Below are 13,714 nucleotides of genomic sequence, written 5' to 3'. Positions count from 1 at the left end.
TACCGCGCCCATGCCGGTGGCTGTTGCGGCAGCGGCTTCACAGCTTTCCAACTGAGCGACTTTTTCTTCAAGCTCTTGGGTGGTTGGATTACCTAAACGAGTATAAATAAAGCCAGGCTCTTCACCTGCAAACCGTGCTGCACCTTGCGCTGCATTTTCAAAAGCGAAGGTAGAAGTTTGATACAAAGGTGCGCTTAATGCGCCATGGGGGTCATTAGCTTTATTAGGGCCATGAATACATTGTGTTGCGACTTGGTAATCATGCTTTGGCTTGCTCATTGTATGTTTCACTTATTGTTACTTTATCAAATAACATCAATAAAACGCATGACACCTAAAACTACAAGCATGCCGGATACTCAGATGGCTAAACCCTGTACAGCTGTGTAGTTCAGCTGTACAGTTTACTTGGCAGTTATACTTTTCTCTCCTTGTCTTCGGCTTGCTCTCTGCGCGAAACAATTTTACTAGCAACCGCCTGTGCTGTCCCCTTCAATAGTTTTCGTTTATTTTCAAGGCGCGGTAACGGCCGACTCAACTCCATTGCTTTATAGCCTATACGTGCGGTAAATATGCCCGCACTTAAGCCCTGCGCGGCACGCCCAGATAGCTTACCCAGCAACTCAGCGCTAAGCGCTGTTGCCGCTAAATCAGAGATCAGCTCAGCACTACCAACAAATAACACTTGTTTGATCAACAAACGATACAGCTTTATTCGGCTAGCATAACCAAAACCAATGCCATAAATTCTACCAATTTGTTCAATTAATTTAGCGCCGCGCCAAAGTACTGCCATCATATCAACCAACGCTAATGGACTTAGTGCGACTAATAACCCTGATTCAGTTGCAAAACGGTTTATTAGCTTTTTAGCTTGGGTGTCTTGGGCAACCAATAGGCTATCGGCATACAAGGTCATAATTTCTTTATCTGAATGATGACTGCCGATACTGCTTTTAAACTCGTCAAAGCCCGTGAGTTGCTGGTGGTTATTAAGCTTTTCAAGCCAAGGTAATGCTCCGCCCACTTGTTCACTGTGCAATAAACGGTCGGCTTCATGACGGTGCAACTGGTTACGTTTAAGGCTTCTAAGCATACGATATTCACGCCACAGTAGTCGCGCTAATAATAAGAAGCCACTGGCCACAGCAGTTAAATAAATCCCACCTAAAATAATTGATTGCTGAAACGTAAACACCAATGAAAATGCAAGCTCTAATAACACTAAAACTAAAAAGCTTACAATAAATAAGCCTTTAAGTGTTTGCCACTTTGACTTTTTATAAACAGGCGCAAGTTCAATTTCATCTTCAAGCGCTGCTTGCTCCATATTTTCATTTTCGTAGTCGTATTCATCACTTTTAGCAACAACTTTGGCACTTTTAAGCTCGGCGTCAGTATCTCGCTCTGGATCATCTGAATTTATACGCCTACCAGCTTGGTAAGATGATGTGTTTAGCGTGTCATTCATTTTAATTTATCTCCTAGCAAGTAATCCATGACATGATCTAAACGTATATGTTCAAAGCGTTTATCTGGACTTGGCATCGGCGAAAATGCTAAAAACTCAAATCCCTGCGCTGGCCACTCATTGGCCATTAATAATCGAGCTGGCGGCTGCGGCGGTAAATACGTAAGCCACCCATCTTCAGCTAATGGTTTGCCATAAATACAATTAAGCTGCTTGGCGTTTTCGCTTACTTGCTTTGGCTTGGTCGCAGCAATAGATGACATAGCCATGGTTTCAATTTGCACGCCTTCAAACTTCAAATGGTTAGTTTTATCGTGCACAATTGAATCTAACAGCAAAGCTAAGTCTTTGTGATGTACGTGACTTAAATGATCTGATTTATTAGCCGCAAATAATATTTTATCTATATTGGGTTTAAACAGGCGCTTAAAAAAGCCAGCTTCACCATAATTAAAATGGTTAAGTAATTGGTTAATCACATCGCTTTGCTCATGTAATGTCTCAGGCCCTTCGTTAAGTGCACTAAGCACATCAACCAATACTATTTGACGATCAAAATGACGAAAGTATTCATTGTAAAATGGCTTCACCACTTCTTTTACATAAGCGTTAAAACGTTTTTGTAAGTGCGCTAAGTTAGACCCCTCAGGGATTTCGTCTGGCACATTAGCCACTGGGAAAAACTGTAAAATTGGCGCACCTTTTAACTCACCCGGTATCAACATACGCCCAGGCTGTAACATAGCAAGTTTAGTATCTTTTTTTAAGCTCAGTAGTAGTGATTCATATTGTTTTGAAAGCGCAGTGAGGGCTTGTTCGTCAATGACTCCTTCACTATCAAAATCAGCTAAAGCGCTTAAAAATGGCTGGGCTTTTTCAAGCCTAGGGTTGGCTGTTAATAGCGCATACTGCTGGGCGCACCATTGTTTAAATGATTGCTCAAGCATAGGTAAATCAAGTAACCATTCGCCTGGGTAGTCAATAATATCAAGATATAAGGTAGATTGCGGCGCAAAATGTCCTCTAAAGCCTGCATTACTTTGGTATTTAATTGCTAACCGTAGGGTGTTAATTCGCTCGGTAGAGGCAGGCCATTGCGGCTTGCCATCAACCGGTAATAAACTACTAAGTGCCTGCTCATATTCAAAAGTAGGAATTGTTAATGCCTGCTGCGGCACAATTTTAGTGGCTATGTGGCGCTTTTCACGCATAACATCAAAAAATGGCAGGTTTTTTTCATTGGCTTGCGAGGTTAAATGCTTTACAACGGCGGTTATAAAAGCTGTTTTTCCGCTACCACTTAACCCCGTAACCGCAAGTTTTACATGTTGATCAAGACTACGGTGAACCGCTTTTTCAGCTTTGCCTTTTAGCTTTTTAAAGGCATTTTTTGCAGATGAAGTTTTTATCATAATGAACTTGCACTTTATGGGCTATTTACTCAATAAAGTGCAATTAAATCCTTTAAAGTTTGTTTATTTCACTATTCACCGTGAACTCGGTTGAAGTAACGTAACGCTCCATTTCTTGTAAGCGTCCATCAACACGCCCTAAGCGCTCTTTTAAATCTTGTAAAGCACGACGAGGTGGTTCACCTTTTTGCCATACTTTAAACTTTACTTCAAGAGGGTCTTGGTGCTCGCTTGTGTCCTTCTTACTATTGGTTTTATCAACTTGTTTTTTTTCTAAGATAAACCACGCTGCCACATAGGCAACAAAGCAAAACCAACCCCCAGTAAGTAAAAATGCAGTCACAACAATGATTCTTACCAGCCACAGCTCCATATTTAAATAGTCACTGAGTCCAGCACATACACCTGCTACTTTTCCGCGAACGGGGTCTCTTAATAGCTCACGTTTGGTACTCATACTTTACGCCTCCACTGTGGGGCCTCTTGGTCGAGTAATGCTTCTAATGTTTCGACTCTGTCGGCCATTTTATCGGCTTTTTGAGCAAGCTCCAATAACTGGCGATGCTCATGCTCACTTAAGCCCTGGCTTACTTGTTTTTTACTACGGTAATGTAAAATCAACCAAATTGGCGCCACAATAACCATAAAAACAATAATGGGCGCTTCAATAAACTCTGCGCTTAGCATAACCCTCTCCTATCCATTCCACTGATTTAAGCAAAGGGGGTAAGGCCTCTCCCCCCCTTTAATTACTAATAGGCTCTTTATTTATCAGCAAGCTTCTTTTTAAGCTCAGCCAGTTCGTCATCAATCTTCTCATTTTGCTGTAAATCAGCAATTTCGTCAGCTAATGACTTTTTACCCATGTCGTAAGACTCTATCTGTGATTCTAGCCCATCTATCTTAGTTTCATAACGTTCAAAGCGATTCAATGCATCATCCACTTTTGAACTATCAAGTGCTTTTTTCACTTCAAGGCGTGATTCAGCAGAACGCTGACGTAAAATAATCGCTTTTTGACGAGCTTTAGCATCAGCCAACTTTTCTTGCAGGGTAGAGACTTCTTGTTGCAGCTTCTCAATGTGTGAATCAACATGCTCGAGCTCAGATTCAACCGAACTAACTGCATCAGCTGATTTTTGCTTCTCAATTAGCGCTGCGCGCGCTAAGTCGTCGCGTTCTTTACTTAGTGCAAGCTCAGCTTTATCTTGCCACTCACTCACTTGGGTTTTAAGTGCATCTACGCGACGTACTAATTCTTTTTTCTCTGCAAGGGTTTTTGCAGAAGTAGAACGAACCTCAACTAAAGTGTCTTCCATCTCTTGGATGATTAAACGCACCATTTTTTCAGGATCTTCTGCTTTATCTAAAATGGCATTGATATTAGAATTAACAATATCTGCAAAGCGCGAAAAAATTCCCATAATATGTACCTCTGTGGTTAAAAACGTAATTGTTCTGCAATAACTACCATCAAGATGCTTGCCAACTTTCGTAGCATAAAATATTCATCTATTTTCAACTAGTTAAACTTAATTTACAAATTTCTTTTTTTATTCCCACTTATGAAATACACTAACTATTAGTAAAAATGACCAAGAGTTTGGGAATATGAGCCAATTTCGTCAACAAGATAATTTACTCGGCCAATCAGACAACTTTTTAGCCGTACTTGATCAAGTGTCACAATTAGCAAGTCTAGATAAACCCGTACTAATTATTGGCGAGCGAGGCACCGGTAAAGAGCTAATAGCCGCCCGCCTGCACTTTTTGTCTAAACGCTGGGAGCAAAGTTACGTTAAATTAAACTGTGCAGCGCTTAACGAAAACCTGCTTGAAAGTGAACTGTTTGGTCATGAAAGCGGCGCATTTACAGGCGCAAGTAAACGCCATGAAGGCCGCTTTGAACGCGCTAATAGCGGTACGCTTTTTTTAGATGAACTGGCCAACACATCGCCTATGGTGCAAGAAAAACTGCTTCGTGTAATTGAGTACGGCGAGTTTGAGCGCGTGGGCGGCAAGCAAACAGTTAAAGTCGATACCCGCTTAGTATGCGCTACCAACGAAGATTTACCGGCATTGGCAGAGCAAGGTGAATTTAGAAACGATTTACTTGATAGACTCGCTTTTGATGTAATTACCCTTCCGCCCCTTCGCCACCGCCAAGAAGATATTATGCTAATGGCTGAGCACTTTGCTATTAATATGGCTCGCGATTTAGAGTGGGAGCTGTTTAGTGGATTTACTAGAAGCGCTGTCGAAACCTTACAAAGCTATGGTTGGCCGGGTAATATTCGCGAGCTAAAAAATGTTATCGAACGCAGCTTATACCGCCATGGTAATGAACATATCCCAGTGCATAAAATTATTCTTGACCCATTTGAGAGCCCGTTTCGCCCTAAAGCTCGTATTAAAAAGCCCGCCACTGCAACAGTCACTCCCGTTGAAGAAGCAAAGCTTACAGACTCCACACCAACTAACATAGCCAGCACAGTTACAAGCACGCTAGCAGAAGTGACTTTTCCGTGTAGCTTAAAAAGCCTTTCTAATGAGTTTGAAATTGATCTAATAAAAAAAGCGCTTGAATATAGTCAATTTAATCAAAAGAAAACTGCAGAAATATTAAGTTTGACGTATCATCAGCTAAGAGGCTATTTGAAAAAATATAATTTGTTAGATCAACAACAATAGTCAGAGGTTGAACACGTGTATAAATTATTACTTGGTGTATTAGCACTTTGCTTAACGGGCTGCTTAGATACCAAAGAAAAAACACTCGCAGAAAAAAACCAAGGCTTAGTCTATTGCGCTGAAGCTAACCCTGTGTCATTTAATCCGCAAGTGACGACCACAGGTTCAACAATCGATATTATAGCCAACCAGCTTTACGATCGACTAATCAGTATTGATCCTGTCACAGCAGAGTTTCAAAGTGAACTGGCTACTGACTGGAAAGTCAGTCCTGATGGTAAGGCGATCACTTTTACTCTGCGTAAAGGGGTAAAATTTCATAACACCACCTATTTTACGCCAACCCGCGACTTTAACGCCGATGACGTAATTTTCACTTTTAGTCGCTTATTTGATGTTTACAATCCGTATCATTTTGTTGGTGATGCGAACTACCCATATTTTCAAAGTGTGGGCCTTGATCAGCTGATCAAGAAAATTATTCGCGTGTCGGATTATAAAGTGCGCTTTGAGCTATTTAATCGTGAAAGCAGCTTTTTAGCTAATATGGCCACAGACTTTGCCGTAGTACTTTCAAGTGAATACGCAATGCAATTAAAAGAACGTGAACAACTTGATTTATTTGACCAATATCCGGTAGGTACAGGTCCGTATATTTACCAAGAATACCGCCGCGATCACCTTATTCGTTATTACAAAAATCCAGAATACTGGAAGCACGAAGTCATGCTAGAGCAATTGGTATATGACATCACCACCAATGGCACTACACGAATAGCTAAAATGCTAACCAAAGAATGTGATGTAACTTCTCATCCGAATAGTGCTCAACTGAGTATTCTAGCCCAGCGTGATGATATTAAAATACAAAAAGAAACCAACCTGAATATAGGTTATTGGGCGTTTAATACCGATCGCCCTCCGTTTGATGACTTACGAGTGCGAAAAGCATTAGCCCATGCCGTTGATATTGAAAAAATAATGCAAGCGGTGTACTACGGCAATGGCATTCGCGCGCAATCAATCTTGCCGCCAACTTCTTGGGCGTTTGAGCCGCAACAAAAAATGCCAGACTTTAATCCAGAGCTTGCAAAAAAATTGCTCGCTAATGCCGGCTACAAAGATGGCTTTGATATGACTATTTGGGCAATGCCGGTAAGCCGTATTTATAATCCCAATGCCCGGAAAATGGCCGAGCTAATGCAAAGCGACTTACGAAAAATTGGCGTCAACGTCAGTATTGTCGAATACGAATGGAATACCTTTATTCAACGTATCGGTGAGCACCGTCACGACAGTGTTTTACTCGGTTGGGCGGCTGACACTCCCGATCCTGACAACTTTTTTAGCCCACTACTTAGCTGCGCTGCAACCTTTAGTGGTAAAAATCCAGCTAATTGGTGTAGCCCTGAATTTGACTTATTGCTCACCCAAGCACTTGATACCACCGATATAGAAATGCGTAAAAAATATTATAATCAAGTTCAAGAAATGATTGTTGATCAGTTACCTATTTTACCACTAGCCCACGGTATGCGCTTTCAAGCAACCAGTGCTGATGTAGAAGGTATTGAACTGGGTCCCTTTGGAGCTATTTCCTTAGCTAATGCGAGGAAGAAATAATGCTTCTAGATTATATACTCCGGCGTTTAGCACTATTATTGTTTATGACCCTCACACTCAGTATTTTTACTTTTTCACTGAGTTACTTATTTCCAGGCGACGTGCTGGCTAACTTAAGTGGCGTAACCAATACTAGCTTTTCACAAACTCGTGCTCTGGAAGTAAAATACCACTTAGAAGCAAACTATGTAGAACAATATTTTGCTTTTTTAGGGCGGATTTTTCAAGGTGACTGGGGGCTTTCATTTGCTTCGGGCAATTCGGTCTTTCAGCACATTATTGGTTTATTTCCCGCTACATTAGAGCTTTGTCTGTATGCACTTATTATTTCTGTAGTTATAGGTGTACCCTCAGGGATCATCGCAGCGGCTTATCATAAGCGTTGGCCCGATAAACTAATAAACTCCAGCGCTCTTGCTGGTTATTCAATGCCGGTTTTTTGGTTAGCTTTACTGTTAATCATGTTATTTTCATTACAGCTTGGTTGGCTTCCAATGTCTGGCAGAATGGGCTTGTTGTATCAAATTGATTCTGTGACGGGCTTTATACTCATTGATATTATTGTTACCCGCTTTCCTTATTCGGGGATGGCCTTTGTCGATGCCCTGCAACACTTAGCGTTACCAACTATCGTACTTGCCACGTACCCAACGACTGTACTAGTACGTTTTACCCGAGAATCAATGCTCACAGTGCTTGAGAAAAACTTTATTAAAACAGCCCGCGCTAAAGGCTTAAATCGCGCTCAGTTAATTATGCATCATGCGCTCAGAAATGCGCTTTTACCGGTTATTAAACAAATTGGTTTACAGTTTAGTACCTTGCTCACGCTCGCAATGATAACCGAAGTTATTTTTTCATGGCCGGGGATTGGCCGCTGGTTAATTGACAGCATTTACCAACGTGATTACCCCGCCATTCAGGGTGGATTGTTAGCTGTGTCGTTATTTGTGATTTTAGCCACTATTATCACAGAGCTAACCTACACCCTGTTCGATCCGCTATCTCGGAATCAAGCTCATGGCAAAGTTTAATTTATTTTCAGAAGAGTCTAATCGATCGCCACTGGCACGATTTTGGTTCAAATTTAAATCAAACCACCCTGCACTTGTAGGCTTGTGGTTATTTATTGTTTTGGCGATTTTAGCCGTCAGTTCACCGTTACTAGCGCCTTATGGTGTGAACCAGCAACATAGTGATGCACTTCTGCTCCCACCATCATGGGATGAAATGGGAGACGTACGTTTTATTTTAGGTACCGATGATTTAGGCCGCGATGTACTGTCACGATTAATGAACGGCGCAACCTATACATTTGGTTTATCAATTGTCGCGGCGCTTATTACCACCGTAATAGGGGTTTTCGTTGGGACTTTTGCGGGGATCAGTAAAGGTTTTCGTTCGAGCTTTTTAAATCATTTACTTGATATTACGCTATCTATACCTTCACTTTTACTAGCAATCATTATTATTGCCATACTTGGACCAGGCCTGATGAATACCGTATGGGCGATTATTTTAGCACTGCTGCCACAATTTATTCATTCCATCCGGAATTTGATTGTTGAGGAACTTAATAAAGATTACATTACCGCGTTTAAACTTGATGGCGCCTCTAATTGGCATATTTTAGCGCGGGGTATTTTTCCTAATATATACGAGCATATTGTGGTTATATTTACCATGGCCCTTTCTACTGCTATTTTGGATATTGCAGCACTAGGCTTTTTAAAACTTGGCGCACAGCCGCCCACGACAGAATGGGGGGCGATACTTGCTGAAAACCTAGGATTAATTTACCTTGCCCCTTGGACGGTTGGCTTACCGGGCATACTATTATTCTTAGCCGTATTATCAACAAATTTAGTTGGTGATGGGCTTCGCCAAGTACTAAAAGAACGCAAGGCGGACTAAATGCAATTACTCGACATTAGAAATTTAACTATTGAGCTGCGCACCTCTGATACCGTAATTCGCGCCGTTGACAGAGTAAACCTCAGCCTTAAAGAAGGCGAAGTACATGCTTTAGTTGGCGAGTCTGGCTCAGGTAAAAGCTTAATTGCCAAAGCGATTGTTGGTGTACTTAATAAACGCTGGCACATTACCGCCGACCGCATGCAGTGGCGCGGGGTTGACTTGATGCGCTTATCGAACGAGCAACGCCGTAAGGTTGTTGGCGCTGATATCGCCATGATCTATCAAGATCCCAGTGGTTGTCTCGACCCAACAGCTAAAATATTTGATCAAATTGCCGAAACATTGCCAGTTATACAAAAAAAAGGTTTCTTTTTAAAACGTAACCGAGAGCGAAAAGACCGTGTTAAAGCACTTATCCATAAGGTAGGTATTAAAAATCACGAAAAAATACTTACCAGCTACCCTCACGAGCTCTCAGAAGGCATATGCCAAAAAGTGATGATCGCAATGGCGATTGCCCGCACACCCAAGCTACTGATTGCCGATGAGCCAACTACAGCCCTAGAAAGCACCACCCGAGCGCAAGTATTTAGGTTGTTAAAAAGTTTGAATCAGCTAAAAAACATGTCAATTTTAATGATTTCTCACGAGCTTGAAGAGATAGTAAATTGGTCACATGGTATACATGTACTTTATTGCGGGCAAATGATTGAGGCGGGTCCCACCCGAAAAATATTTAATCAGCCGCGCCATCCGTATACACAGGCGCTATTAAAAAGCTTACCGGATTACGAACAAGGCTTAGCCCATAAAGAACCCTTTTACGCTCTTAAAGGTACCATTCCTACTTTGCAGCATTTACCAATAGGCTGTCGATTAGGGCCTCGTTGCCCGCAAGCGCAAAAAGCCTGCGTGGTAACGCCACAACTAACTAAACATAACGGCCACAGCTATGCCTGCCATTTTCCACTTGTTAAGGCTATGAAATAATGCAGCCGTTATTAAAAGTACAAACTATTTCAAAAAGCTTTAATTTACGTGCTGGCCTATTCTCACGTAAACGCTTTGATGTACTCAAAAATATTTCGTTTTGTTTAAGTAAAGGTGAAACTTTAGCGGTTATTGGCGAAACCGGCTCTGGCAAAAGTACTTTAGCAAAGCTTCTCGCCGGTGCTGCTCCTAGTGACAGCGGACAAATATTTCTAAATGGTGAATTAATCGAAAATAAGGGCATACGCGATAATCAATGCAGACATATACGCATGATTTTCCAAGACTCAGAGGCTTCACTAAACCCAGGCCTCACCATTGGTAATATGTTAGACGATTGCTTGCAATATAATGCCGATTTAGACGCAAAAGAACGACTTGAAAAAATTAAAGTCACCCTCGCTAAAGTGGGCCTATTAAACGATCACCAGCATTACTACCCGCACATGTTCAGTGGCGGCCAATTACAACGTGTAGCACTTGCAAGGGCCTTAATTCTTGATCCTAAGGTTGTAGTGCTCGATGAAGCACTCTCGTCACTCGACCCTTCTGTACGTGCGCAAACCGTAAACCTATTATTAAAACTACAACAAGATACCGGCCTTAGTTATATTCTCATCACCCACCATTTGAGTTTAGTACGGCACATAAGTGACCAATTAGTCGTGCTGGACCACGGTGAGATTGTTGAATACGGAAAAACTGAAGCGACTTTCCAAAACCCGCAATCAAAAATCACCCAAAAATTATTAAGTTGTTAATTGCAATAATAACAGAGAGTTAAGCCGTATTTATTTTTCGATCTTGCACTTGTTACAATGTTTAGCGTGTAAGCAAGCAGAGTGAATGTAGGGTTGGTACTTTTTCAAATAAGTAATGGGTGTAAGCATGAAACAGTACTCTACTTTATTTTTACTTATTCTGACGCGTATGTGGGCCTTTAGAATAACCTAGGTGCGGTTATTGCCCCCACTAGATTACAAGCCTCATACCGTGGCTAAACTACTGCTAGGTTGAAAAATTTAAATCCAAAAAGGTCACCACACCCGAGCTGTTTCCCCCTATTTACTCATTAAAAATAATGGCTTAACTTTTCATAGCCTTGCTTCACATGCTCAATCAGTAACTTAACCTTATAAGGTAAGTGCTTGGTAAATGGATACACCGCATAAACACCTAGTGAGCGCGGCTTAAACTCAGCTAACACTTCAATCAAGTCGCCTTTTTGTAAGTCTTCATAGACACTACAGCGCGGTATATACACAATACCATGACCGCCCAGCGCGGCTTTTCGTAATGCTTGTGCATTATTAGTAGCAAAGCCACCCGATATTTTTATCTGCTGCAGGTTTTCTCCTTCGCCAAAGCGCCATTCGTCCCCTCCTTGGTTTTGATGAGTATATGCCAAACAGTTATGCTCAGTGAGCTGTGCAGGCACAGTTGGTTTACCAAAATTTTGTATATATTTAGCCGAGCAACATACTGCCCAATGAGAAGTAATTAACGGTTTCGCAATCAATGTTGAGTCATCAAGTACGCCGGTGCGAATGGCTAAATCAACTCCTTCTTTAAGCAAATCGACAAACTCGTTTTCTAAACGCACTTCTAATGTTAAATCGGGATATTGCTGACTAAATTCCGCCAAACTCTGCGCTAAAAATAACTCACCAGAAATAGTTGGCACGCTGATCCGAATATGGCCACTTAGCCGGGTGCTGTAAGCACTGACCTCACCAAGAGCTTCATTCACCTGCTTATTGATATCTTTAGCATGAAAATAAAGTTTTTCACCCGCCTCTGTTAAAGTGATCCGCCGAGTCGTTCTGTATAACAACTGCACGCCGATATCAGCTTCTAGCTTCGTAATACGCTTACTCAGGGCCGACGTTGACATGTCTGCTAAGGTAGCCGCTTTACTAAAAGACTTTGACTCAACAACCATCGCAAATAACGATAACTCATTCGCTAACATTATGATTACACCGTTTTAGGAAACTATGACTCAATTAATTAACTATATATCACAAATTCATAAATGAGTGATAATTCCAAACAGGGATTATTTAATATTAATTAAGGAGTCACTTGTTAAGTCTTTAAGTGTATTAGCACCACATAACGTCATTGCAACGCGCATTTCTTGTTCGTAAAGATCTATTAGATTTTCGACACCAGATTGTCCTTTTGCTGCTAATGCGTAAATAAATGAACGACCTAGCATTGTGCAATCTGCGCCCAAGGCTAACATTCTTACCACATCTAAACCTGAACGAATCCCAGAATCAACCACAATCTTTATGTCACCTTTTACTGCATCGGCAATGCTTGGTAATGCTTTTGTCGATGATAAAACGCCATCTAATTGGCGACCACCGTGATTGGAAACAATAATACCATCAGCACCAAACTTTACTGCATCCTTGGCATCACTAGGATCTAGAATCCCTTTAATAAGCATTGGGCCGTCCCAAAATTCTCGGATCCATTCTAAATCTTTCCAAGAAATGGATGGGTCAAAATTATTACTTAACCAGCCAATATAATCTTCTAACTTTGTTACCTCACCACGATAAGTAGAAATATTACCTAAATCATGAGGTTTTCCAAACAAACCAACATCAAATGCCCATTGTGGATGACACATGGCTTGAAAAACACGGCGTATGGCTGCATTTTTGCCACTCATACCTGAATGCACATCTCTATAACGAGCACCAGGCACTGGCATATCTACGGTAAATATCAACGTCTTAACCCCAGCCGCTTTAGCTCGCTCTAATGCATTTTTCATAAAGCCACGGTCTTTAAGCACATAAAGTTGAAACCACATAGGCCGTTCAATTTGGGGAGCTACTTCCTCGATAGGACATACAGAAACCGTCGATAAGGTGAATGGGATGCCTTTTTTATCTGCGGCTTTAGCCGCTTGAACTTCACCACGACGCGCGTACATACCTGTTAAGCCAACAGGCGCCAGAATGATTGGTAAATCTAATTTCTCATTAAATAATTCAGTACTTAAGTCAAGTTCCGACATGTCGTTCAACACTCGTTGTTTTAGCGCAATATTAGCTAAATCTGCGGTGTTTTTACGAAGTGTGTGTTCATTGTAAGCACCACCATCTATGTAATGGAATAAAAATGGCGGAAGTTTAGCTTTTGCCGCTTTACGGTAATCTAATGGAGATGAAATGATCACAGAGTTAATCCTTTTGAATAATAGTGAATGCTCCTAGGTCAATTTATGCTTATAGAATTAAACCTAAAATAATTGTGACAATGAGTATACTTTCTTATTTTTAGTGAATAAATATCAACAATGAAAAACACTGTTTCCTAGAAAAACCTTATATACTGTAAAAATATTCAATAAGGCAAATCGATAGTATCGATTTATAAGATCCATTTCGTTGAGTTTCGCTTCACTCAAACCAATTTACGATACACACCTTTACGTAAACAAACTGCGCTGTTTATGAACACAAGCGCGAGGTAAATTCGAGCTTAAAAGCCACTTTTTTAATACCTAACCTGAGATCTGCTTAAGCGATAACTAATGCATTGCGCTCTACATCAGTTAAATTAAGGTGTGGTTTATTTTCTTTCAAGT

Annotated in this window: 14 protein-coding genes; 6 read left to right on the top strand and 8 right to left on the bottom strand. The window is 41.1% G+C overall.

Going from position 1 to position 13,714, the window contains the following annotated elements; all coding sequences use genetic code 11:
* From ACT3RM_RS14140 to pspA, 6 genes are all read right to left on the bottom strand, one after another.
* A partial coding sequence (locus ACT3RM_RS14140) for a PLP-dependent transferase (protein WP_444511395.1) occupies nt 1–279 on the bottom strand: 279 nt, incomplete at its 3' end.
* Between the two features lie 136 nt (nt 280–415).
* Nucleotides 416–1,471, bottom strand: a complete 1,056-nt coding sequence (locus ACT3RM_RS14135; RefSeq protein ID WP_441835799.1) for a TIGR01620 family protein — start codon at nt 1,469–1,471, stop codon at nt 416–418.
* Nucleotides 1,468–2,880: a YcjX family protein gene (locus tag ACT3RM_RS14130; protein ID WP_441835810.1), complete on the bottom strand. Its 1,413-nt coding sequence runs from the start codon at nt 2,878–2,880 to the stop codon at nt 1,468–1,470. Before ACT3RM_RS14130 ends, ACT3RM_RS14135 begins: the two co-directional genes overlap by 4 nt.
* A 55-nt stretch (nt 2,881–2,935) precedes the next feature.
* Nucleotides 2,936–3,340 (bottom strand): envelope stress response membrane protein PspC, encoded by a 405-nt coding sequence (gene pspC / locus ACT3RM_RS14125; RefSeq protein WP_441835800.1) that lies wholly within the window; start codon nt 3,338–3,340, stop codon nt 2,936–2,938.
* Nucleotides 3,337–3,570, bottom strand: a complete 234-nt coding sequence (pspB, locus tag ACT3RM_RS14120) for an envelope stress response membrane protein PspB (protein WP_441835801.1) — start codon at nt 3,568–3,570, stop codon at nt 3,337–3,339. The genes pspC and pspB overlap by 4 nt, the downstream gene beginning before the upstream one ends.
* 77 nt (nt 3,571–3,647) lie before the next feature.
* Entirely contained in the window at nt 3,648–4,307 is a 660-nt protein-coding gene (pspA, locus tag ACT3RM_RS14115) for a phage shock protein PspA (protein WP_441835802.1), read from the bottom strand.
* A gap of 187 nt (nt 4,308–4,494) precedes the next feature.
* Here pspA and pspF point away from each other — a divergent pair, with 187 nt between their 5' ends.
* From pspF to ACT3RM_RS14085, 6 genes are read left to right on the top strand one after another with little or no spacing between them, the layout of a single operon-like run.
* The gene (pspF, locus tag ACT3RM_RS14110; RefSeq protein ID WP_441835803.1) at nt 4,495–5,574 is read left to right on the top strand and encodes a phage shock protein operon transcriptional activator; all 1,080 of its coding nucleotides are present in this window, start codon (nt 4,495–4,497) and stop codon (nt 5,572–5,574) included.
* 15 nt (nt 5,575–5,589) lie between these two features.
* The gene (locus tag ACT3RM_RS14105; protein WP_441835804.1) at nt 5,590–7,197 is read left to right on the top strand and encodes an ABC transporter substrate-binding protein; all 1,608 of its coding nucleotides are present in this window, start codon (nt 5,590–5,592) and stop codon (nt 7,195–7,197) included.
* Nucleotides 7,197–8,231, top strand: coding sequence for an ABC transporter permease (locus ACT3RM_RS14100; RefSeq protein WP_441835805.1), 1,035 nt, complete (start codon nt 7,197–7,199; stop codon nt 8,229–8,231). Before ACT3RM_RS14105 ends, ACT3RM_RS14100 begins: the two co-directional genes overlap by 1 nt.
* The gene (locus ACT3RM_RS14095) at nt 8,218–9,111 is read left to right on the top strand and encodes an ABC transporter permease subunit (protein WP_441835806.1); all 894 of its coding nucleotides are present in this window, start codon (nt 8,218–8,220) and stop codon (nt 9,109–9,111) included. Before ACT3RM_RS14100 ends, ACT3RM_RS14095 begins: the two co-directional genes overlap by 14 nt.
* Nucleotides 9,112–10,104, top strand: a complete 993-nt coding sequence (locus ACT3RM_RS14090) for a peptide ABC transporter ATP-binding protein (RefSeq protein ID WP_441835807.1) — start codon at nt 9,112–9,114, stop codon at nt 10,102–10,104. It abuts the gene before it with no gap.
* Nucleotides 10,104–10,865: an ATP-binding cassette domain-containing protein gene (locus ACT3RM_RS14085; RefSeq protein WP_441835808.1), complete on the top strand. Its 762-nt coding sequence runs from the start codon at nt 10,104–10,106 to the stop codon at nt 10,863–10,865. The genes ACT3RM_RS14090 and ACT3RM_RS14085 overlap by 1 nt, the downstream gene beginning before the upstream one ends.
* Before the next feature lie 311 nt (nt 10,866–11,176).
* On the opposite strand, the gene ACT3RM_RS14080 is transcribed toward ACT3RM_RS14085, so the two are convergent.
* Complete coding sequence (locus ACT3RM_RS14080; RefSeq protein WP_193049377.1) at nt 11,177–12,076, bottom strand: LysR family transcriptional regulator; 900 nt, start codon at nt 12,074–12,076, stop codon at nt 11,177–11,179.
* Nucleotides 12,077–12,163: 87 nt separating this feature from the next.
* Nucleotides 12,164–13,303 carry an FMN-dependent L-lactate dehydrogenase LldD gene (lldD, locus tag ACT3RM_RS14075; protein ID WP_441835809.1) on the bottom strand — a complete coding sequence of 380 codons (1,140 nt, stop codon included), beginning with the start codon at nt 13,301–13,303 and terminating at the stop codon, nt 12,164–12,166.
* Nucleotides 13,304–13,714 lie beyond the last annotated feature (411 nt).

Origin of the sequence: Pseudoalteromonas sp. AOP7-A1-14, assembly GCF_052376275.1 — a bacterium.
Classification (GTDB): Bacteria; Pseudomonadota; Gammaproteobacteria; order Enterobacterales; family Alteromonadaceae; genus Pseudoalteromonas.
This window is presented reverse-complemented; position numbering and strand designations above follow the sequence as displayed.

Bases quoted from the DNA above. Each gene is read 5' to 3' on its own strand.
- ACT3RM_RS14100 (WP_441835805.1), top strand. From the start codon at position 7,197: ATGCTTCTAGATTATATACTCCGGCGTTTAGCACTATTATTGTTTATG.
- ACT3RM_RS14095 (WP_441835806.1), top strand. From the start codon at position 8,218: ATGGCAAAGTTTAATTTATTTTCAGAAGAGTCTAATCGATCGCCACTG.
- ACT3RM_RS14135 (WP_441835799.1), bottom strand. From the start codon at position 1,471: ATGAATGACACGCTAAACACATCATCTTACCAAGCTGGTAGGCGTATA.
- pspF (WP_441835803.1), top strand. From the start codon at position 4,495: ATGAGCCAATTTCGTCAACAAGATAATTTACTCGGCCAATCAGACAAC.
- ACT3RM_RS14080 (WP_193049377.1), bottom strand. From the start codon at position 12,076: ATGTTAGCGAATGAGTTATCGTTATTTGCGATGGTTGTTGAGTCAAAG.
- pspA (WP_441835802.1), bottom strand. From the start codon at position 4,307: ATGGGAATTTTTTCGCGCTTTGCAGATATTGTTAATTCTAATATCAAT.
- pspB (WP_441835801.1), bottom strand. From the start codon at position 3,570: ATGCTAAGCGCAGAGTTTATTGAAGCGCCCATTATTGTTTTTATGGTT.
- pspC (WP_441835800.1), bottom strand. From the start codon at position 3,340: ATGAGTACCAAACGTGAGCTATTAAGAGACCCCGTTCGCGGAAAAGTA.
- ACT3RM_RS14090 (WP_441835807.1), top strand. From the start codon at position 9,112: ATGCAATTACTCGACATTAGAAATTTAACTATTGAGCTGCGCACCTCT.
- ACT3RM_RS14085 (WP_441835808.1), top strand. From the start codon at position 10,104: ATGCAGCCGTTATTAAAAGTACAAACTATTTCAAAAAGCTTTAATTTA.